The organism is Burkholderia sp. 4M9327F10 (assembly GCF_005503145.1).
Classification (GTDB): Bacteria; Pseudomonadota; Gammaproteobacteria; order Burkholderiales; family Burkholderiaceae; genus Paraburkholderia.
The window spans coordinates 68,435-88,506 of sequence record NZ_SCNV01000004.1; the positions used below are offsets into that span (position 1 = coordinate 68,435).

A 20,072-nucleotide genomic window follows, 5' to 3' on the forward strand; every position below is an offset into this window, starting at 1 on the left:
GGCCAGGCCCGACAAGGCCAGCGAGCCGGACTCGAATGCCGCAAACAGAAACGCCGGGGAAGAGCGCTTCCCCGGCGTTTTTTATGCCCGCGGCCTGCGCGCGGTCAGGCTGGCGAGTGTTGCTCGCCCGCTGCCGCCGGCGTGCGCTGGTACGTCACGAACGCATAGTCGAACTCGTTGGGCGCGTGAGCCCGATGCGTCTCGTGAGCCACTTCTTCCCATTCCTGCGGGTCGAGCGTCGCAAAGTAGGCGTCGCCTTCAAAGTCGATCGAAATTTCCGTGACAATCAGCTTGTCGGCGTGGCGCAGCCCTTCGGCGTACAGTTCGGCGCCGCCGATCAGGAAGGCCTCCGGCGCCTGGTCCTGGGCTGCGAGCCTGAGGGCGTCGTCGAGGTTGGTAGCGGTGTCGCAGCCGGCAAAGCGGCGCTTCGCGTCGCGCGTAACGACGATATTGCGCCGTCCGGGCAACGGCCGGCCGATCGATTCGTGGGTCTTGCGGCCCATGATGATAGGAGCACCCATCGTCGTGCGCTTGAAGAACGCGAGATCTTCGGGCAGGCGCCAGGGTAACTGGTTGTCGCGGCCGATCACGCCATTACGGGCGCGAGCGACGATCAGGGTCAGCGTCGTCATCGAATGAACACGGGAACGTAATCGCTCCGATTCTACCTGACGCCTGCGCAGTCCCGGCCATGAGGCCGTGAGGCGATGAGGCGGTGGACGCGGGGCGCCTGGCCCCGCAGCCCCGCAGCCCCGCAGCACCGTCATTCGCCCGCACCGGCCTCGCCGTCGGGCAAACCGTCCTCATCTGCACAGATCATCTCGCGCAGACCGTGCGTACCCATCAGGCGGTACAACGTGACGCGCGAGATGCCGAGATCCGCGGCGGCCTCGTTCAGGCGGTGCCGGTGGCGCAGCAAGGCCGCTTCGATGGCGCGCTTCTCGGCTGCCTCACGAGCCTGCGCGAGACTCATGCTTTGCTGCGCGGTGTAATGAGCGAGATCGAGGTCCTCCGCCGAAATCAGCTTGTTTTCCGCCATCACGATCGCCCGGCGCACCCGGTTGATCATCTCGCGCACGTTACCGGGCCAGTTGTAGTTGTACATGGCCTCGATCGCCGACGGCGTGAAGCCGCGGATCTTGCGCGCGCTGTCGGTCTTGAACTTGTGCATGATGTGATGCGCGAGAATCTCGATGTCCTTGCCGCGCGCGCGCAGCGGCGGCTCGTCGACGCGCAGCACGCACAGGCGGTGGAACAGGTCGGCGCGAAAGCGCCCGTCGCGCATCGCGATTTCGAGGTCAACGTGAGTGGCCGAAATGATCCGCACGTCGATCGGAATCGATTCGCGCCCGCCCAGCCGCTCGATCTTGCCTTCCTGCAGGAAGCGCAGCAGGCTCGCCTGACTCTCGAGCGGCAGATCGCCGATCTCATCGAGCAGCAGCGTGCCGCCGTTGGCCTCTTCGACCCGGCCGATCTTGCGCTGATTGGCGCCGGTAAACGCGCCGCGTTCGTAGCCGAACAGCTCGGACTGCAGCAGATGATGCGGAATCGCCCCGCAGTTGATCGCGATGAACGGCGCCTTGCGGCGCCGCGAGCGTTCATGGATGGCGAGCGCGGTGAGCTCCTTGCCGGTGCCCGACTCGCCGGAGATGAACACGCTCGCATCGGTATTGGCGACCTTGCGGATCGTGCGGAACAGTTGCTGCATTGCCTCGCAGGTGCCGACCATCTCGTCTTCTTCACTGGGCGCGGCGCTGGCGATAACATCGTCGGGATCGCACAGCGTGACCATGCCGAAGGCGTGGCTGACGAGATAGTCGATGGTGGCGTTGGCTACCGGCGTCTTCACGAAGTCGAAACAGTAGTGGCGGATCAGGCGGCGCACTTCCGGGTCGGTCAGGCGCTCGGAGGTGGAGAGCGCGATCCAGCCGATCTGCTGTTGCCGCAGTCCCGCTTCGAGGCTGCCCAGGTCGCGCAGCGCGAAACTCGCCAGATCGACGATGCCTGCACACACCATATCGGGCTTGAGCAGGCGTGCGACCTCATGCGCCGAGCGCGCGACCAGCACGTTCCAGCCGCGGCTTTTCAGATGAGCGGAAAGTGTCTCGTCCGGCGTGCGGGCGACGTAGAGCAGCGTTCGCTCGGTTTGCGCATGCGGTGTCCCTGGCGCCTCGCGGGTGCTGACTGACGGAGCCTGCGCCCGTCCTGCCGAAGCGTCCTGCGGACGCGCCGCAAGCACTTCCGCGGCGCGTGTCAGAGCCACTTCGTTCGGGCGCACCACTTGCACGTCCTGCGCTCGTCCCACGGCTCGCTCGCTCGGGCGGGCTAACGACAGGTGCGTGCCTGAGGGCGGCGTAACACTGGAAAGATGGGGTGATTCGCGCACGATCAACCTCGTATCGTTAGCACGTCAGAAGGTGTAGGGAAAGCGCACGCCGACCACGAAGTTCGGCGTGTCGGGCGTAAGGCCGACCGAAACCGAACCGTTGATCGTCAGGTGCTTGTTCACTACGTGATTCAAGCCGAATGTCAGCGCGGCGGCAGTGGTCTCGCTGCCGGGCACCTTCGAATAGGAGCCGCCGGGCGCCTTGGTTTGCGATTCCGGTTCCAGCGCCATCGTGTACGACACGCTGGCCGAGTCCTTGTCCGAGAATGCAAGCGCTGCGCCGCCGCCGAACTGGATGACGTCGCCGAGCTTGACCGTCGCCGGCTCGGTCTGGCCGATGACCGACGAGATATCCGCGAACGAACGCGCAATGTTGTAGGTGTAAGAGAGGCTGCCGAACAGCACGACCGGATCGTAGGTCTTCAGGACCGACAGGCCCGCCGTGACGTTCCAGAAGCCGGTGCCGGTGGGCAGCTTGCTGGGCGCGACGAGGTTGGTATTGTCCGCGTCGACCTGCTGCAGCTTGATGCCGAACGGCGACGAACCGCTTGGCGTCTTGATGCGCAGACTGCCGACGAGATCGGGAAGACTGTTGGTTTCCTTCAGGATCTCGTAGTACAGCCCAAAGTTGATGTCGCCGATATCGCTCGAATTGGCCGACGCGTCCGACACCTGGCTCGCCGCGCCGCCCGCGCCGCCGACGATGAAATTGCTGTGCCGGTAGATATACGGCACGTCGAGATCGACGCTCAGGCGGTCGCTGATGCCGTAGCGCGTGTCGAGATCCGCCATCACCTGGTGCGACTTGGTCTCGCCCAGGTTGATGTTGCCGAGGAAAATCGCATCGAGAGCGAGGAAGCCCGACAGTTGCAACTGGCGGCGATCGTAATAGGTATCGCTGATGCCCCAGTCGAAGGTGAGCTTGTGGTCGAACAGCGGCGTGTGCTGCTGGCTCTGTACCACGGCATCCTCCGATTGCGTGCGCACCGGCTGCGCCGCTTTCTGGGTTTGCCCCACGCTGCCCGAGCCATCGGTGGCGCCCGGCAGGCCGCCGGCGGTGCTGCCGCTTGTGCCACTGTTTGTGCCGCTGCTCGTGCTGTTGTCCGGCGTCGGAGGATTGACCGGCACGCCGGTCGCGGTGCCCGTGCCGCTGCCGGGCGCGGGCGTTCCCGGGTTCACCTGGGCGAGCGGCGGCAGCGGTACCGGCAGGCCGTCGGCGCCGGGTTGTTCGGCGACCGTGCCGTTGTCGGACGGTGCGCCGTAGCCCGGCGCACCCTTGCCGCGCTGCGACATTTCGAGGTTGGTGACCTGTTGTTCGAGCGAATTGATCTGCTTCTGCTGTTCGTCGACCACCCGCATCAACGTGTTCAGCCGGTCCTCGAGCGATTGATCTGCGAGCGCCTGCGCGCTGGCCCCTTGTGAAAGTGCAAACAGCATGACTGCTGCAGGGATGGCCGCTAACATCACGCGCGGTACCCCGGTCGTTGAGAATCTGTTCATTTTGTGTTCCCCCGGTATTCTGACCGCGCGTCGCATGTCTCCTTGTGCATTGCGCGGTCGCTCTCGATACTTCGTTTTCCTTCGTTTTTAGCGAGTGGCGGCCCGCATCATCTCCTCACGGTGTTTTGCAGAGCTTGTAATACGCCTAGCTGGCGGAGCATCGAGGCCGACATCTGTTGCGTCTGCAAATTCAGTTGCAACGCGTTGGCGACTTGCTGGTTGTTGCCTGCAATCTGTAATAGTTGAGCGATCGTGCCGGCCTGTTGTGACGCACCCGGCATGATGGTTTGTGTGGCGAGGCCCGCCGGCGTCTGTAGCGTGATTGAAACGCCGCCGTTGCCGAACGTGATGCCGGCTTTTACGGAACCGTTCGCGTTGCTGGCGAAGGCGCCGGTTTCGTTGTTATACGTGCCGCCCGAGAGGCTGCCCGTCGACGGGTTGAAATCGATCACCGCCTGGTTGGTGCCGGTGTTGCCGTTGCCGGCCACCTGGGTGATCTGCGAGACGCCGTTGACGCTGGTGTTCTGGCCGCCCGTGGCGCTGGCGTTCGGATTGGCGCCGTTGCCGGCTGAACTGTTCGGGCCGACCACGGCGGCCGACGAACTCACCTGCACGCTCACCTGGTTGAGCGCGTTGGTGACGATGGAAAGTGCCCCCTGGGCGACGGCGGTGGTGCCGTTGGGCAGGCTCCATTGCGACAGCAGGTTGACGACGAGGCCGGAAATGATGTCGCCGGCAACACCTTTGCCGCTTTGCGATGCGAGGACGGTGTCGTCGACCGGTTGCAGATTGACGGCGGCGACGTCTTCAAAGACAGGGGAGGTCGGCTCGGCAGCGCGCGCGACCGTGGCAAGGCTGCACGTTGCGAAACATAACGCGCAGCCGACGGAGAGAAAGTTTCGATCCATGATGAGTCAGAACAACTCTGCCTTGATCAAACCGTATTCAACAAAGGGTGTCGTTGCCGTGCCGTTTTCGAGCGCACGTTCGCGCAGCTTGAGCGCGATCGACTCGTTGCCTTGCAATAGCGGTGAATCCTCCAAGAATGGCTTGCCGACGACAGCGAACACGAGACCGTTCCACTTCTCGTCGAAGTCTTTTTCCATGATGATGCGGTTGCCGAGCGCAGGATCGGCCACGAAGATGCGGCCGTTTTCGGCATGCTTGACGATCACGAAGTGTTCGTAGCCGTCGCTGTTCATCAGCACGAGGACAGGAATCTGCAGGTGGTAGAGCGCGTCGGGTGCGACCCGGAAACCGCGGCCGCGCAGGCCGAGCGTCTCGACGAACTTCTTCATGTCGAGCATCGAGAAGCCGTTTTTCACCACCACTTCCGGTGTCGAAAACACCATCATGCGGCGGATCATTTCAGTTTCGGGAATGTCGATGCCGTAGCCGTACTTCAGCAGCGTGGCGAGTGCCGCAGAGCCGCAGCTATAGTCGTAGCGCTGCGAGACGATGTGGTTGTAGCGCAGATCGCGGATCGAGTTCACCTTCATGTCGAAAGGCACACCCGCGGCGGCGTACATGTTGAGCGCACTCTGGGCGTGGCCTGCCGGTGACAGAACCAGTCCCATTCCTAGCGCCAGAAAAAATCCAAGCGTTACCCTGCTCACCCCGAACATGGTATTTCCCCCTGCGGAGACAGCCGGTCAGCCCGAGGGCTGACCGGTGCCTTCCTGCGTTGATGCTTTACTTGCTGAGCGACACGCTGGCGACTGCGAGGCCGTTGTGTTGCAGGTTGCCTACCCCCGACGCGATGTTCACGCCGATGTTGCCGCTTGCGTTGGCGAGAGCGCCCGCGCCGAGCGATGCCGAACCGGTAAATTCACCGTTCACTTCAGCTGCGGCGGTCTGGCAGTTCTGATCGCTGGCGATCACTTCACCGCCATTGCCACTGTCATGACCCCACCAGCCCTTGCCGCTCGGGTCGGCCGTCGTGGCCGAGGCAGCGAGGCTGTTGTTCTGCACGTTGCCTACACCGGATGCGACGTTCACACCGATGTTGCCGGTGGCGCCTGCCAGTGCATCGGTTCCGACGGCGGAGACGAAGTTGAAGTCACCCACTGTCGCCTTGCCGCTGGAAGCCTGGGTCGAGTAGATCTGCGCCGTGCCGAATACCGGGCCCACATCCATGTTCGACAGGGCAGCGTCGTTGGACTGTGCGTTGTCCACGCCGGTGGCGACGTTGACGCCGATGTTGCCGTTCGCGAGGCCCAGTGCACCGTCGCCGATGCCAGCCGACATGGTGGTCGGGGTTTCGGTGTTGATGTGCTGGGTGATGCTGCCCGTCACGGTTACGGTGCCCTTGTTGTCGGACGAGTCATGAGTCCAGCCGTAGGCGTAGCTGCCTTCCGAGACGCTGGCGGCTTCCTTGCTGCCGCTGCCGCTGTAGGTCTCGGTTGCCGTGCTCGTGCTGGCCGCTGCGTAGCCGCCGTAAGCCACGCCGTAGCCCGCTGCTGCTGCCGCGAAGCCGCCGCCGTAGTTATCCGAGACGTGCGTGTTCAGGGCTGCGGCGAAACCCGCTGCCAGGCCGCCGAAGATCACGCCAGGGCCGCCGCCGAGACCGGCGATAAAGCCGGCGGCGAGGAAGCCGTTCGCCGAAGCGTGCGTGTTCAGGTAGTTGTAGCCCTGATAGGCCGTCGAGATGCCGGTGGCAAAGCCGCCCCCTGCGATAAAGCCGGCGCTGGACGACGCGGTCTTCGTCTGCGTGTTGGTCTTGTTGTACGCGTAGGCGCTCGCGTCGTACGACTGGCTGGCGTGCCAGCCGCTGCCGCTGCCGCTGGCGTCGTTCCAGCTATTCGACGTGTTGATCTTGGTCGTGACATTGCCGGAGACGTAGCTCTGCGGCGGCGTCTTCAGGTCGACACCGCCGACGTCCACGTTTTGCGTGTTGTTGACCGTGGCGCCCGAGCTGCTCGACACGTCGACATGGCCACGCAGCGTGATGAAGCCGAATTCGCCGATGTCGGTGTAGACGTTGGTTGCCGTAAAGAGCTCAGCCGGGTCGCAGCCGGCCGTGCATTCGGCGTAGGCCGAACTTGCTGCCATCGTCGAAAGAACAGCTGCTGCAATGAGAGTGCGCTTCATGATGACGCTCCGATAAAGAGTGTGGCTCGTTAGAAAAAGGTGCCCGCCGGGGGACGGAGCACAAAACTGTTTGAACTGACATTGCCTGTGCCAGCAGCCTGGTTGATCTGGACGATGCCACTGACGCTCTTGAGCGCATCCGAACCGATGGACACTTCGCGTGCGTCGTGGTTTTGACCAGAACCGACTGAGCTGCTGTTTTTGGCGGTCGTAGCGGATAGCACCCCATCCGCTACGATCTCCCCTTCAACCGGAGCAGAGCCGATCAAGGCGCTGTTCCGCTGAAGATTCCCTACACCCGCCGACTGATTCACTTCGATAAGGCCAGAGGTGTTTGAAAATGCGTTGTTATCGATGTCGCTGCGCGCGGCCGTCGTCTTCGCGTTGGTCGACGCGCTCTGGGAGCTGCCGATCAGGCCGAGGAGCGGCGCAGGGCCGTTGGTCAGCGCGCCTTGATTGGTTTGCGCGTTGTCGAGGCCCGATGCCTCGTTGATCGCGACAACCCCAACCGCGCCGTTGGCCACGCCGCTGCCGATCAGCGACTGCACGTCGACCTGGGCGGGCGGCGTGAGAGCCTGCGCCTGAACCTGAGCCGCGAGGCCCAGCGAGCCGAGCGAAGCGAGGACGATCAAGGGACGGCGTAACCGCAGACGTGATGGCATGATGTGTTTGGCCTGTGTGTTTGAAGTTGTCATTTCAGCGCTCCCATCGCCGCGCCGAGCGGGGCGAGTGCGCCGTTTACCGATTGGGCAATCGAGCTGCCGATCCCACCGGCGCCGCCGAGCCCTGCAGCCGCACCCACCGGCGCGCCGCTGCCGTTGCCCGTGAGCAGATGCTCGAGCCCGCCCACGCCGTTGGCGCCCGTCAACCCGGGCAGTGCGCCGTTGCCGGCGACGCCCGCGGTGCCGTGTGCGCCGAGCAGGTCGAGATCGCTCGCCATTGCGCCGAGCGCCGCATCGAACGTGGCTGCCGGGAAGGTTTCCACCTGCACGGCGATCGGATCTGCGCTCTTCGGCACCGACACGAAGGCGTCACGCGGCGTGACATCGCGCTCGATGATCAGGTTGCCCGGCTGGCTGACCTCCTGCGCGGCCGCCTGCACAGCGGCGCCGGCGGCGAGCACGCTCAGCAGCACGCCGATTGCGGCGGTGCGGGGACGGCGGGTGCCGCAGATGAGCGTGCGGCGCGGCGTCTGGGTTGAGGCGGTCATGTCGGCTCCTTGCTGGCGGACGGACCTTCGGACCTTCGCGTTCGGACGGCGGGCGTGGGTGGCTACGGGCAGCCGGCGCGCGCCATATACCTAATTTCGCTGGTAGCTCGTCACGTTGCCCTGTGCTGAGCGGGCCACGTCGACAGGGATCGGCAGCGGCGACGGCGGGACGATTTCGTCCCACAGCGTCACGCCGTTGCCACCGTTGCCGGCGCTGCGCATCAGTTGCGGCGTGGCGGCCACCATCAACATGCCGCTGAAGCCGCCGCGCTGCTGCGAGAGCGCCTGGTCGTCGAGCGCCGGGTCGTTGACGCTGACCGTATCGACGGCCGCCGCGTCCGCGGGAATGCTCAGCGCATCGCCGGTGAGATCGCTGCGGGTGTCAGCGGGATTCACGGTGTCGGCTGCGTCGCTGACCACCGTATCCGGGGCCGCTACCGCTGCGGGCGACACGCTCGCGAGGGTGACGGACCCGGTATCGGGGGAACTGGCTGTGACGGGTTCCTGGGCGTTGACACCCGGGGGCAGCGCCGCCAGCAACAGCGCGGCGCATAATGCGGCGTGAGGCTGAAAGTGGCGCAGATCGATGCGGAAAGCGAGTCGCATGGTGTGTCTCCTTGGTGCAGGACTTTTAGCGAAACATGTGCCATGGGCCGCAATCCGTTGATGTGATTGGGTGCGAGGATGGCGATGAAGAGCCGATATGCGAAAAACAGGCAAAAACGTTTCAGGCCTGAAACGGGCGGCAGGAAATACCGATAATTCGCAATTGGCAGCTGTACGCTAAACGTCAGGGTAGACACGTAGCTAGCGACCCTGGAAACGGTTTTATTCAGCTTGCGCAGACTTGCCTAACGCCCGCCCAGCCTTGCTGGACGGCGAAAGGAGCGATTAAATTCGCATATTTGTTTTCGAAGCGGCGCGCGTATAGTAAGCTCTCGAAAACAGAGTCACATTTAAAAAAAGCCCGAGGTTGGGCCGTCTCAATCACACACGCCGCTTTTCGGGGATCAGCTGTCCGCACGGAATGGAATGGCCGTTCGGTATTTGCTATGCGCGAATCCCGAAGTGAGTCAACGTGTCTGAAACATGTTCAGGTGCGTGCCGTCATCCTTAACGTTCGTTGACGAGAGGATCTGAATAATGGAACCCGCAACGCGGCAACTGATTTACGTTTCGCGTGACCCTAGCGCGGAATTGAATACCAGGTTTAACCAGCGTGGCTGGCACGTCGAAGTGGTCGGTTCGGCGCGCGACGTGCGCCGCGCCGTGCGCGCCGGTATGGCCGCGGGTGGCCTGCTCGACCTGTCGAGCCATTTCCAGCAGCATGAGATCGCCGCGTTCGAGTCGTGCCTGACGATGCCGAACGTCGGCTGGGTGGCTGCCACCATGCCCGGTCAGCTGCAGGACGCGGCCTTGCGCCGGCTCGTGCGCGACTACTGTTTCGACTACGTAACGGTGCCTTACTCGGGCGACAGGATCGTCGACTCGGTGGGCCACGCCTACGGCATGATCTCGCTCGGCGAGCCCGCTTCCAACGACGGCACGCCGAACGGCACGGAAGGCGAAATGGTCGGCTCGTGCGACGCTATGCTGGCGCTGTTCCGCTCGATCCGCAAGGTGGCAATGACCGACGCACCGGTGTTTATCTCGGGCGAATCGGGCACCGGCAAGGAACTCACCGCAGTGGCGATCCACGAACGCTCGGCACGGCGCGGCGCGCCGTTCGTGCCGATCAATTGCGGTGCGATTCCGCCTCACCTGCTGCAATCGGAGCTGTTCGGCTACGAGCGCGGCGCCTTTACCGGCGCCAACCAGCGCAAGATCGGCCGGGTCGAGGCCGCCAATGGCGGTACGCTGTTCCTCGACGAAATCGGCGACCTGCCGCTCGAAAGCCAGGCGAGCCTGCTGCGCTTCCTGCAGGAGCGCAAGGTGGAGCGCCTGGGCGGCCATGGTGCGGTGGATGTCGATGTGCGCATTATCTCGGCTACCCACGTGGACATGAACGCGGCGATGATCGAAGGACGCTTCCGCTCGGATCTTTATCACCGCCTGTGCGTGCTGCAGATCGACGAACCGCCGTTGCGCGCACGTGGTAAGGATATCGAACTACTTGCGCGGCACATGCTGGAACGTTTCAGAAAAGATGCAAGCCGCCGCCTGCGCGGTTTCGCGCCCGACGCAATCGCCGCGCTGCACAACTACAGCTGGCCGGGCAACGTGCGCGAACTGATCAACCGGGTGCGGCGCGCGATCGTCATGTCGGAAGGGCGCGCAATCACTGCCCGCGATCTCGAGCTTGCGGAATACGTGGAGATCGTGCCGGTGTCGCTCGCTCAGGCGCGCGAAGCGGCGGAGCGCCAGGCCATCGAACTGGCGCTGCTGCGCCATCGCGGCCGGCTCGGCGATGCGGCCCAGGAACTGGGCATCTCGCGGGTCACGCTGTACCGTTTGCTGTGCGCGCACGGCATGCGCCATATGGAAGGCGAACCGATCGGCGCGCATGCTGAGCCCGCCACCATGCCGCATATCTGAGCGGCAGACATAGCTGTGGCAGTGAGCCTCGGCGCGGTTCTGGCAGACGTGGTTGAGAGCGTTTGCAAACAGGTGCTGATGCGGCAGAAAAGGCGGGCCGGCGCACCGGTCGTCCACGCTTGCTAGAATCGGGTTTTGTCGCAAAAAATCCTGGGCGCTCGGCGCCGGGCTGAAGGAACCCGAATGAAACAATACCTCGACCTCGTCCGCTCGATTCTCGACACCGGCACGTGGCAGGAGAACCGTACCGGCATCCGTACCATCAGCATGCCGGGCGCGATGCTCCGCTTCGATCTCCAGCAGGGTTTCCCCGCCGTCACCACCAAGAAGCTCGCCTTCAAATCGGCGATTGGCGAACTCGTTGGGTTCCTGCGCGCCTCGCGTAGCGCGGCGGACTTCCGCGATCTCGGCTGCAAGGTCTGGGACGCGAATGCCAATCAGAATCCGCAGTGGCTGGCCAATCCGTATCGTGAGGGCCCGGACGACCTCGGCGACGTGTATGGCGTGCAATGGCGCAAATGGCCGGCCTACAAGGTGCTGGACGCGTCGGCGAGCGCGCGGATCGAGGATGCGACGGGGCGCGGCTACCGGGTAATCACCGAATTCGAGGAAGACGGCAGCCGCAAGGTATTGCTCTACAAGGCAATCGACCAGTTGCGCCAGTGCCTCGACACGATCATGCAGAACCCCGCCGACCGCCGCATTCTGTTTCATGCGTGGAACCCTGCGGTGCTGGAGGAGATCGCGCTGCCGGCGTGCCACCTGCTGTATCAGTTCCTGCCGAACGCAGCGCGCCGGGAAATCTCCCTGTGCCTGTACATTCGCAGCAATGACGTGGGCCTCGGCACGCCGTTCAACCTGACCGAAGGGGCGGCGCTGCTGCATCTGGTCGGGCGGCTGACCGGCTATACGCCGCGCTGGTTCACGTACTTCATCGGCGATGCCCACATCTACGAGAACCAGCTCGACATGCTGCAGCGGCAGATTGGCCGCGAGCCGTATGAGAGCCCGCAACTGGCGATTGCGGAGCGGGTGCCTGAGTATGCGAAAACCGGCGTGTATGAGCCGGAGTGGCTCGAGAAAATCGAGCCGTCGGACTTCTCGCTGGTCGGCTACCGGCATCACGAGCCGCTGACCGCGCCGATGGCCGTTTGATACGCTGACTCCGCGCACGGCGCTTGCGGTGCGCCGTAATGAGAAAAGCCCACGCAGAAAAAATGCGTGGGCTTTTTGTTTGCTGGCTTGCTTTGCGGGCTATCGGGTCCGCTAGGTAGCGCCGTCAGTCATTAGCCTCTGCGATGCTCGTCGTGGCCGCCGTTGTTCGAGTGCTGCTCCTGATGCGGCTGCGGACGCTGCTGGGCCTGTTGTGCCGGACGCGGCTCAGGGCGCGGTTGCTGGGCCTGCTGCGGCGGATGGTATTCCGGTCGCTGCTGGGCCTGTTGCGGCGGGTGATATTCCGGCCGCGGCTGGGCTTGCGGCTGCGGGTGGAATTCCTGACGCGGCGCCTGCTGGGCCTGCTGCTGCGGCTGATGATATTGGGGCTGAGCCTGCGGCTGTGGACGGAATTCCTCACGCGGCGCCTGTTGAGCCTCCTGCGGGTGGTTCTCCGCTGCGCGCACTGCACCTGGCTGCTGCTGCGCCGCTGCGCCGAATGCCGGTGCGTGCGGCTCATGCTGGGCCTGCTCAGGCGAGCGTTGCGCCATCGACGGGCTTTCCGTCGGATGGGGCACGCCATGTTGCTGCGCTTCCTGCGCGGCGTTGAAGCCCCCCGGCTGCTGACGGTTCTGCGGCTCGCCTTGCGGCGCGAACGGCGAACGGTTGGCGGCCTGCTGAGGCGCACCGTGCGCTTGTGCCTGTTGAGCCTGCAGCGCCATCGGCGTATGCGGCTGGGTCCAGGCAGGCTCGTGGCGTGCTTCGGCTGCGGCCTGCTGGCCGTTCACCGGTGCGCCGCCACGCTGCGCGAAGCTGTTCTGCGCGGCGCCCACGGCTTGCGCTTGCGGCGGACGCGGCACGCCGTTGTTTTGCGGGTGCTCCGGTGCTCTTTCATTGGCCATCTGAGCGGACGTACCAGGTGCACCCGGGGTCCCCGGCCGGCCTTGCTCCGGCATCGCATGCTGAGCCTGTGCCGCTGCCTGAGCCTGGTTCGGAGCGCCGAAGCCCGGACGAGCACCGTTTGCCGCCGGTTCATCCGGCCGCACGGCGCCCTGTGCGACATGCGGCGCGGCGCCCGCGGCCATGCGTGGAGAGTTGGCCTGAACCACCCTGACGTTCTGCAGCGCGGCGGCAGCCGGTCCACCATGGGACTCGGCGCCCGCAAAGTGCGCCGGCACCGAGGTGCGCACGATCGGGTCGCCCGCGCCCGGCACGCGGCCGCCGCCCTGCGCAAAACGTTGCGCCAGCGTGTCGTGATAGGCCGCAGGCACCGCCGGGCTGCGCGTCGCCACGACCGAACGGGACATCACCGCAGCGGGCGGCCGGTAGTTCGCATTGCGCATGCCGGACTGGAAGCTCTGACGCACCGGCGCGATGCCCGGGCCGCCCGGGTTGATCTGCGCGTTGTGCCATTGCGCCGGGTTGACCTTCTGCGCGAACTGGCCGACCGGCTGGCCGTGTACGAAGGCGGTCGCCGGCACGGCGGTGACGGCGCCCGGCGCGCGGTAGTTGATGTACGTGTTGTGAATGTTGTTGATGTTGGTGATATTCGTCACGTTGTTGATGTTCGTGACATTCACCCGGTTGTAGTTGTTCACGCGGTTGTAGTAACCGGGGCTCCAGTCGCCCCAGCGCGGGTGCCACGGCTCACCTGGGCCGAGCGGGAACCAGGCCACGCCGACCGCAGCCGCACCGCCGATCGCGAGACTCACGCCCCAGTCGAACGAACCGCCCCCGCCGCCGACAAACGCGACCAGCGCCGGCGCATAAACCGGCGGCGCGTCGATCACCACCGGCCCAGGCGCCCACGCCCACGTGTCGTCGACATACGCCCAGCGGCCGTAGTGATACGGCGCGAAGCCCCATGGCGCGTCGTCGACCCAGGTCCAGCCCCAAGGCGCCTGCCAGACCCAGTGGCCGTCGTGGTACGGCGCCCAGCCGGCCGGCACCGCATTCGGCACCCACACTTCGCCATACTGCGGGCTGCTGCGCCACGTGCCGTTGGCATCGAGGTCTTCGTAACCGGGCACGTCGCGCGAGACGTAGCGGGCCGACACCGAACGGTCTTCATCGGCATCGCGGCCGGCGGCCCATTGATCGAAGCCGTCGAGGCCCGGCGCGGCGTTGTCGGCGACCTGCTGCAAGGCCGTGCCGGCAAAGCGGATCTGCTGGCCGGCGGCAATCGGCACCTGACCGCTGTCGCCATACACGGTGGCGCTGCCGCTGCGCACCGTCACGGTCGTGCTGCTGCCGTCCGGTGCGACGTCGACGCGGTAGTCACCAGGGCCGCCGATGCCGAGCGCGAGATTCGGCGTGTCGATCTCGTAGGTCGAGCCCGGCGCGAGTTCGCGCACGTGCGTCGACAGCGTGCCTTGTGCCACCTTCAACTGGGTGCTCGTGTCATCCAGATTGAGCACGTCGAGACTGGTCGATTCGCCCAGCCGCACCGCAGTCGAGCCGATGTGCAATTCCGAGCGCGCGTTCTGGTCGTCCCAGAGCTGGTCGCCGGTGGTGAGCGGCCGGTTGACCTGTGCGTAGGCCCAGTCGGTGGCGCCGGCAGGTTCGGTAGTCACGGCGCCGGATGTGTAGTTCAGGCGTGCGACGCGTCCCGGCGGGTCGGCCGCGGGGGCATTTTGGGTCGCGGCGGGCGCGTTATCCGGAGGCGCTTCCTGAGCCAGCGAAGCCTGGGTAGCGAGCATGAATGCGGCCGCCGCGATCAGGGTATAACCGGTGGCGCGGCGCAATGAACGGCTTGGTGCGGTAAGTGTTTTCATGTTGTCTCTCGAGCGGACACTTGGTTGTGTTGCATCCGTGAAAACACTCTAGCGTTGGCGCCTGTTTCAAGGCGCCCACATTTGTAAGCCTCCTTACCTCCCGTGTAACAAAAAGTGTTAAGCGGCCAGTTTGTAATGAAATTGAATGGTCAGCGCGGCCATCTGGCAGTCAGTTCGTCAAGAAGTCGTTGAAGTGCTGATGACCACCGGGCGTGATCCGGAGGATGCGCGGCCGGTCGGTGCGCTCCACCCAGCCATGCGACGACCACGCTTCGAGCAGGGCCGCCCCCAGCGCGCCGCCCAGGTGCGGGCGCCGTTCGCTCCAGTCCGGACAGGTGCAGGCGAAGCGGCGCCGGCGGCTGCGCTGGCCGGCCACGTCGATGCCCCAGGCGGCAAGCCGCGCGGCGCCCTCAGGCGTGGCTTCGAGCGTGCTGCCGTGCAGGGTCAGCAGCTTGTGGCTCAGCATCCGTTCGAAGAGCTGCACCGAGAGTTCGCCTGCCATGTGGTCGTAGCAGGTGCGGGCGTAGCGCATCTCGACCGGCACGGTGCGAGCCGGGCGCGGCGTCGTGCGCTGCGGCGCGCTCGCCTCGGCGACATTGGCGAGCGCTTCGATAGAGGCGGCGATATCGGCCGACGCGATCCGGAAGTAGCGGTGCCGGCCGCGCACCTCGACGGCCAGCAGGCCGCCTTCGGTCAAGCGGGCCAGATGCGCGCTGGCTGCGGAGGGCGACAGGCCCGCGACCATCGTCAGCTCGCCGGCCGGGCGCGCGCTGCCGTCCATCAGCGCCCACAGCATGGCGGCCCGGCCAGGATCGGCGAGCAGCGCACCGATGCGGCTCAGGCCGGGAAAGTGATTGTGTTCGTCGGAAAGCGGGGCAGACATAGGGGCCTCCAGGTTGCGGCGCGCTCGTGCGCTCGCCATCGTGGTCACTTTACCGGGCTGCGGTATTCGATGTTTCAGGTTAGCGTGAATTGTCGAATGCAGCCACGGCTTGCGCCATGCGGACGAGGAAGGTCGTGCAAGGCACGGGGCGCGCGGCTTGTGCGTAGCTAGGCGCTGCCAGGCTAGAATAAAAATCTGTTTTCTGGAACAACGCAGTCATGAAACTCCTGCTTGCTATCGCCGCTGCCCTGCTGTTCTGCGCTGGCTGCGCACAAGGCGGCTCGGCCCCGCCGAGCGCGGATTCGAGCGGTATCACGATGTACGGCACGATCGACGAGGGCATTTCCTATCACAAATGAAATGCCGTATCCGCGCATATTCGCTGGCGGCAAAACAGAATTACCGGCCTTCATTGCACTGCGCAGTCAAAATTGCCCTCGTATAATCGGCTCCTTTCGACACATTGTTTGATCGGAGTGAAGATGAGCACCCCATCCGCAGCGCCGCTGGACCGTTCCGAAACCACCTTCCGCTTTCTCGCCGAACCCACCTCGGTCAACTTCGGCGGCAAGGTGCACGGGGGCGCGTTGATGAAGTGGATCGACGAAACCGCCTACGCGTGCGCCGCGGTCTGGTCGGGGCGCTATTGCGTGACGGTGAGCGTCGGCAATATCCGCTTTCGCCGGCCGATCCTTGTCGGCAATCTGGTCGAACTGCGCGCCCGCGTCGTCAATACCGGCCGTACCAGCATGCACATTCACGTGTCGGTGCAAGCGGGCGATCCGAAAGGCGGCGAGCTGATGCAGACCACCGACTGCCTGGTCGTGATGGTCGCCGTCAACGAGAACGGCCATCCGGTGCCCGTGCCGGCGTTCGTGCCGGAGACCGACGAACAGAAGCAACTCGCCAAGTACGCGCTGGACGTGAAAGAAGCGCTCGACGCGATCGTCGAACTCAAGCCGGAAGAGGTGGCGCGGGGCAAGATCTAGGCATGCCCCGCGGCGATCAGCGCAGCCTCAGCCCGCCTTGTTGCCCACCATGTCGTGCGGGCGCACCCACTCGTCGAATTGCTGCTCGGTGACAAAGCCGAGCGCGAGCGCCGCTGCCTTCAGCGTGGTGCCTTCCTTGTGCGCCTGCTTGGCGATCTTGGCGGCCTTGTCGTAGCCGATGTGCGGATTGAGCGCCGTCACCAGCATCAGCGATTCGTTGAGCAGCGTGTCGATACGCTCGCGATTCGGCTCGATGCCCACCGCGCAGTTGTCGTTGAAGCTGTGCGCACCGTCGGCGATGAGACGGATCGATTGCAGCACGTTGTGCGCAATCATCGGACGGAACACGTTCAGCTCGAAGTTGCCGCTTGCGCCGCCCAGGTTCACGGCCACGTCGTTGCCGAACACCTGACAGCACAGCATCGTCATGGCCTCGGACTGGGTCGGATTGACCTTGCCCGGCATGATCGAGCTGCCCGGTTCGTTCTCCGGAATCGACAGCTCGCCGAGTCCGCAACGCGGGCCGCTCGAGAGCCAGCGGATGTCGTTGGCGATCTTCATCAAACTGGCGGCCACCGTCTTCAGGGCGCCGTGCGCGAACACCAGCGCGTCGGCCGCGGCCATCACCTCGAACTTGTTGGGCGCCGAGACAAACGGCAGGCCGGTCAGCGTGCCGATCGCCGCCGCGACCTTGTCCGCGAATTGCGGATGCGCGTTCAGCCCCGTGCCGACCGCGGTGCCGCCCTGGGCGAGTTCGTACAGATGCGGCAGCGTCGTTTCGACATGGCGAATGCCGTGGTCGAGCTGCGCGACATAGCCCGAGAATTCCTGTCCGAGCGTAAGCGGCGTTGCATCCTGCAAGTGCGTGCGGCCAATCTTGACGATGCCGGCGAAAGCCTTTGCCTTGGTGTCGAGCGTGTCGCGCAGCGTCTTTAACGCCGGCAGCAGATGCTTGACGATGCCGTATGCAGCGGCCACGTGCATGGCGGTCGGAAACACGTCGTTGGACGACTGTCCGCGGTTCACGTCGTCGTTCGGATGCACGAGGCGCGCCTCGCCGCGCTGCCCGCCGAGCAGTTCGCTCGCGCGGTTCGCAATCACCTCGTTGAGGTTCATGTTGGTCTGCGTGCCGGAACCGGTCTGCCAGACCGCCAGCGGAAATTCGCCGGGGTGCTTGCCGTCGATGATCTCATCGGCGGCCTGCATGATGGCCTTGGCCTTGTTCTCGTCGAGCACGCCCAGGCCCAGGTTGACCTCGGCCGCCGCTCGCTTGATGACGGCCAGCGCCGTGATCAGTTCGGGCGACTGCTTCTCTGTCGAAATCCGGAAATTCTGCAGCGAACGCTGCGTTTGCGCCCCCCACAACTGGGCATTCGGCACGGCAATTTCACCGAATGTGTCGCGCTCCATTCGTACGTCTTCGGTCATGGTTGGCTCCGCTCCTAACTCGATTAAAGGGTGATGTGGATCACTGCGTGGTTTGGCTGGCGCGCGGCGGCGCTAGCGTTGGATCAGGTGCATCAAAGCTGTCCCTGGACTGGCAATAGCAAGAATAGACCCGTCAGCAGATTTCGGTACAAACCCGCTTGCGGATCGACGTTATAGGTGTGCCATGCGCCGTCTTCCTTGTCGGTCCACGCGAGTTGCGACTGCGGCGGGCCGATATAGCTGGACCCGTTGAGTTGCGCCGGCGTGGCGAGCGTGACACGGTAGCTCGATTCGGGCGCGGTGGCGCGGTCGAACAGGGTAGCGACTTCGGCGGCGAGCGCGGGGCTATGGATCACCAGGGCCAGTTCCGTGTTCAGGTTCGCCGAACGCGGATCGAGGTTCATTGAACCGATGACGAGAATCTTGCGATCGATCACGTAAGTTTTCGCGTGCAGGCTGGCACGGGAGCTCGAACCGCCCACCGAGAGGCGCGGGCTGCGTTGTTCCGGCTTGAACTCGTAAAGCTCGACACCGTGTTGCAGCAACGGCACGCGATACGGGCTATAGCCGGCCTGCACGGCGACCGCGTCGGTGGCGGCGAGCGAATTGGTCAGAACCGCCACCCGCACGCCGCGCTGCGTGAGTGCCGCGAGCGCTTGCACACCGGCATCGTGCGGCACGAAGTAGGGGGATATCACGAGGAATTCCTGCTGCGCGCCGTTGGTCAATTCGATCAGCCGCTGCAGCGGCGGGCTCACATAATCGGGCGACGGATGGTCGATCTTGCCAGGCGTGTCGGCCTTGAATTCCGCCGGCGCCCAGGTGAGTTCAAGCGTGTTGTCGGCGATCTGGGTGGCGAGTGGCGTCGCATTGAGCGGCTTCGCGTTATACGGATCGGCGTTGGCGCGCCAGTGCGCGCGCAAGGCGTCGCGCGTGGCGTCCAGTTCCTGCGGCGAGAAGGTCTGATGGTTCAGCGCCCGCAGCGGATACGCGCCGCTGCTGTTCCAGTACTCGTCGAAGCTTGCCGAGACGTCCGCGGTGATCGGGCCGGCTGCGAGCACGTCGAGATCGCGGAACTGCAGTGTCGGACTTGCGCTGAAATACTCGTCACCCAGGTTGCGCCCGCCGACAATCGCCAACTGGTTGTCGGCGATCATGGCCTTGTTGTGCATGCGGCGGGTGAACTGGTCGATCTTCGTGAACAGATCGGTGGTGCGCTCGAACACGCTGCGATGCGTGCTGCCGAACGGATTGAAGACGCGCACCTCGATGTTCGGGTGCGCGTTGAGACCCGCCATGATGTCGTCGATGTCCTTGAAGTTCAGGTCGTCGACCAGCATGCGCACCCGCACGCCGTGATCGGCCGCGTAGAGCGCGGCGCCGAGCAGCAGTTTGCCGGTGGTGTCCTCGTTGGCGATGTAGTACTGCATGTCGAGCGTTTTCGTCGCGGCGCGGGCGAGGGCGATGCGCATCTGCAGCGCTTCGGCGCCGTTGGACAGCACGCGAAAGCCCGACTCGCCGGGATGTGCCTGCTCGACGGGGGCAAGAGCGGTACTCAGGGCGGTCGTGGTGGAGACCGGCAACGCGTGAGTAACCGGCCGGTCGAACGCGGACGCAGGCGGGCGGCTCGCGCAAGCGGTCAGAACTGCCGCTAGCGTGCATGCAACGAGGCAACGCTTGCCGATGTCCCTGATCGTGCGCGCAGCATGACGCGTCATCGTTGCCGCGGCTACCATCCTTGCCGTTTCCCGATGATCTTGCGTCGCGATCTTGCTGATGCTGCCGTACACCGACACGCTATTTCTCCGCTGGATCCGGTTTGCGCGCGCCCGAATGCTAAAGGCGTGCACCCGATGCATCTGTGCTCCGTCGAGGAAAGCATTCTAAGGGGAATTGCGCGAATGGGTCTGCGAGGTGCGCAGGGTGGATGGGTGCGTGGATGCGGGCGGTGCGGAGGTTCGGCCGGGGCGATCGGCGCAGGCCATTCGCCCCGGTAGCCTCAGGGAAATAATTCGTTATGCGAATGATGAGAGGGTTGAAAACGGCGGCGAGAATGGATCGCTTTGCGTAGCGATGCGCGCTCGTCGATGACGAGCGCGCTGCCCGGCTATCAACCGTGCGTCAA

At 64.8% G+C, this 20,072-nt stretch carries 17 protein-coding genes; 4 read left to right on the forward strand and 13 right to left on the reverse strand.

What is annotated here, in order from left to right; translation table 11 throughout:
- Window positions 1-104: 104 nt before the first annotated feature.
- The 9 genes from FFS45_RS06120 to FFS45_RS06160 form a co-directional block, all read right to left on the reverse strand.
- A complete protein-coding gene (locus FFS45_RS06120; protein WP_137953828.1) occupies window positions 105-632 on the reverse strand; it encodes a dihydrofolate reductase in 528 nt (175 codons plus the stop codon).
- Between the two features lie 131 nt (window positions 633-763).
- Window positions 764-2,386 (reverse strand): sigma-54 dependent transcriptional regulator, encoded by a 1,623-nt coding sequence (locus FFS45_RS06125; RefSeq protein ID WP_249362677.1) that lies wholly within the window; start codon window positions 2,384-2,386, stop codon window positions 764-766.
- Window positions 2,387-2,410: 24 nt separating this feature from the next.
- Complete coding sequence (locus FFS45_RS06130; RefSeq protein WP_137953829.1) at window positions 2,411-3,886, reverse strand: hypothetical protein; 1,476 nt, start codon at window positions 3,884-3,886, stop codon at window positions 2,411-2,413.
- 107 nt (window positions 3,887-3,993) lie between these two features.
- Window positions 3,994-4,794, reverse strand: a complete 801-nt coding sequence (locus tag FFS45_RS06135; RefSeq protein WP_137953830.1) for a peptidase C39 — start codon at window positions 4,792-4,794, stop codon at window positions 3,994-3,996.
- Window positions 4,795-4,800: 6 nt separating this feature from the next.
- Window positions 4,801-5,463: a C39 family peptidase gene (locus FFS45_RS06140; RefSeq protein ID WP_249362679.1), complete on the reverse strand. Its 663-nt coding sequence runs from the start codon at window positions 5,461-5,463 to the stop codon at window positions 4,801-4,803.
- Window positions 5,464-5,578: 115 nt separating this feature from the next.
- The gene (locus FFS45_RS06145; RefSeq protein ID WP_137953832.1) at window positions 5,579-6,976 is read right to left on the reverse strand and encodes a hypothetical protein; all 1,398 of its coding nucleotides are present in this window, start codon (window positions 6,974-6,976) and stop codon (window positions 5,579-5,581) included.
- Window positions 6,977-7,005: 29 nt separating this feature from the next.
- Entirely contained in the window at window positions 7,006-7,671 is a 666-nt protein-coding gene (locus FFS45_RS06150) for a hypothetical protein (protein WP_249362681.1), read from the reverse strand.
- The gene (locus FFS45_RS06155) at window positions 7,668-8,186 is read right to left on the reverse strand and encodes a hypothetical protein (RefSeq protein WP_137953833.1); all 519 of its coding nucleotides are present in this window, start codon (window positions 8,184-8,186) and stop codon (window positions 7,668-7,670) included. Before FFS45_RS06155 ends, FFS45_RS06150 begins: the two co-directional genes overlap by 4 nt.
- A 90-nt stretch (window positions 8,187-8,276) precedes the next feature.
- Window positions 8,277-8,792 (reverse strand): hypothetical protein, encoded by a 516-nt coding sequence (locus tag FFS45_RS06160; protein ID WP_137953834.1) that lies wholly within the window; start codon window positions 8,790-8,792, stop codon window positions 8,277-8,279.
- A 537-nt stretch (window positions 8,793-9,329) separates the two neighbouring features.
- On the opposite strand from FFS45_RS06160, the gene FFS45_RS06165 reads away from it, so the two are divergent.
- Both FFS45_RS06165 and FFS45_RS06170 read left to right on the forward strand, forming a co-directional pair.
- On the forward strand, window positions 9,330-10,721 hold the full coding sequence (locus tag FFS45_RS06165; RefSeq protein WP_137953835.1) for a sigma-54 dependent transcriptional regulator: 1,392 nt from the start codon (window positions 9,330-9,332) through the stop codon (window positions 10,719-10,721).
- 183 nt (window positions 10,722-10,904) lie between these two features.
- The gene (locus tag FFS45_RS06170) at window positions 10,905-11,876 is read left to right on the forward strand and encodes a thymidylate synthase (protein WP_137953836.1); all 972 of its coding nucleotides are present in this window, start codon (window positions 10,905-10,907) and stop codon (window positions 11,874-11,876) included.
- A 131-nt stretch (window positions 11,877-12,007) separates the two neighbouring features.
- On the opposite strand, the gene FFS45_RS06175 is transcribed toward FFS45_RS06170, so the two are convergent.
- Both FFS45_RS06175 and FFS45_RS06180 read right to left on the reverse strand, forming a co-directional pair.
- A complete protein-coding gene (locus FFS45_RS06175) occupies window positions 12,008-14,647 on the reverse strand; it encodes a DUF6600 domain-containing protein (RefSeq protein WP_137953837.1) in 2,640 nt (879 codons plus the stop codon).
- 169 nt (window positions 14,648-14,816) lie between these two features.
- The gene (locus FFS45_RS06180; RefSeq protein ID WP_137953838.1) at window positions 14,817-15,530 is read right to left on the reverse strand and encodes a helix-turn-helix transcriptional regulator; all 714 of its coding nucleotides are present in this window, start codon (window positions 15,528-15,530) and stop codon (window positions 14,817-14,819) included.
- Window positions 15,531-15,748: 218 nt separating this feature from the next.
- Between FFS45_RS06180 and FFS45_RS41595 the strand changes: the two genes are divergently transcribed.
- Entirely contained in the window at window positions 15,749-15,889 is a 141-nt protein-coding gene (locus FFS45_RS41595; protein WP_171029582.1) for a hypothetical protein, read from the forward strand.
- 123 nt (window positions 15,890-16,012) lie between these two features.
- Window positions 16,013-16,519: an acyl-CoA thioesterase gene (locus FFS45_RS06185; protein WP_137953839.1), complete on the forward strand. Its 507-nt coding sequence runs from the start codon at window positions 16,013-16,015 to the stop codon at window positions 16,517-16,519.
- Between the two features lie 27 nt (window positions 16,520-16,546).
- Here the strand turns inward: FFS45_RS06185 and fumC are convergent, their stop codons facing one another.
- Both fumC and FFS45_RS06195 read right to left on the reverse strand, forming a co-directional pair.
- A complete protein-coding gene (fumC, locus tag FFS45_RS06190; protein ID WP_137953840.1) occupies window positions 16,547-17,947 on the reverse strand; it encodes a class II fumarate hydratase in 1,401 nt (466 codons plus the stop codon).
- Between the two features lie 92 nt (window positions 17,948-18,039).
- Window positions 18,040-19,665 (reverse strand): phospholipase D family protein, encoded by a 1,626-nt coding sequence (locus FFS45_RS06195; RefSeq protein WP_249362694.1) that lies wholly within the window; start codon window positions 19,663-19,665, stop codon window positions 18,040-18,042.
- Window positions 19,666-20,072: the final 407 nt, after the last annotated feature.

What these genes read in the sequence shown, in the direction of transcription:
- FFS45_RS06120 (WP_137953828.1), bottom strand. Translation starts at nt 632, where the DNA reads ATGACGACGCTGACCCTGATCGTCGCTCGCGCCCGTAATGGCGTGATC.
- FFS45_RS06130 (WP_137953829.1), bottom strand. Translation starts at nt 3,886, where the DNA reads ATGAACAGATTCTCAACGACCGGGGTACCGCGCGTGATGTTAGCGGCC.
- FFS45_RS06135 (WP_137953830.1), bottom strand. Translation starts at nt 4,794, where the DNA reads ATGGATCGAAACTTTCTCTCCGTCGGCTGCGCGTTATGTTTCGCAACG.
- FFS45_RS06140 (WP_249362679.1), bottom strand. Translation starts at nt 5,463, where the DNA reads ATGGGACTGGTTCTGTCACCGGCAGGCCACGCCCAGAGTGCGCTCAAC.
- FFS45_RS06145 (WP_137953832.1), bottom strand. Translation starts at nt 6,976, where the DNA reads ATGAAGCGCACTCTCATTGCAGCAGCTGTTCTTTCGACGATGGCAGCA.
- FFS45_RS06150 (WP_249362681.1), bottom strand. Translation starts at nt 7,671, where the DNA reads ATGACAACTTCAAACACACAGGCCAAACACATCATGCCATCACGTCTG.
- FFS45_RS06155 (WP_137953833.1), bottom strand. Translation starts at nt 8,186, where the DNA reads ATGACCGCCTCAACCCAGACGCCGCGCCGCACGCTCATCTGCGGCACC.
- FFS45_RS06160 (WP_137953834.1), bottom strand. Translation starts at nt 8,792, where the DNA reads ATGCGACTCGCTTTCCGCATCGATCTGCGCCACTTTCAGCCTCACGCC.
- FFS45_RS06165 (WP_137953835.1), top strand. Translation starts at nt 9,330, where the DNA reads ATGGAACCCGCAACGCGGCAACTGATTTACGTTTCGCGTGACCCTAGC.
- FFS45_RS06170 (WP_137953836.1), top strand. Translation starts at nt 10,905, where the DNA reads ATGAAACAATACCTCGACCTCGTCCGCTCGATTCTCGACACCGGCACG.
- FFS45_RS06175 (WP_137953837.1), bottom strand. Translation starts at nt 14,647, where the DNA reads ATGAAAACACTTACCGCACCAAGCCGTTCATTGCGCCGCGCCACCGGT.
- FFS45_RS06180 (WP_137953838.1), bottom strand. Translation starts at nt 15,530, where the DNA reads ATGTCTGCCCCGCTTTCCGACGAACACAATCACTTTCCCGGCCTGAGC.
- FFS45_RS41595 (WP_171029582.1), top strand. Translation starts at nt 15,749, where the DNA reads ATGAAACTCCTGCTTGCTATCGCCGCTGCCCTGCTGTTCTGCGCTGGC.
- FFS45_RS06185 (WP_137953839.1), top strand. Translation starts at nt 16,013, where the DNA reads ATGAGCACCCCATCCGCAGCGCCGCTGGACCGTTCCGAAACCACCTTC.
- fumC (WP_137953840.1), bottom strand. Translation starts at nt 17,947, where the DNA reads ATGACCGAAGACGTACGAATGGAGCGCGACACATTCGGTGAAATTGCC.
- FFS45_RS06195 (WP_249362694.1), bottom strand. Translation starts at nt 19,665, where the DNA reads ATGACGCGTCATGCTGCGCGCACGATCAGGGACATCGGCAAGCGTTGC.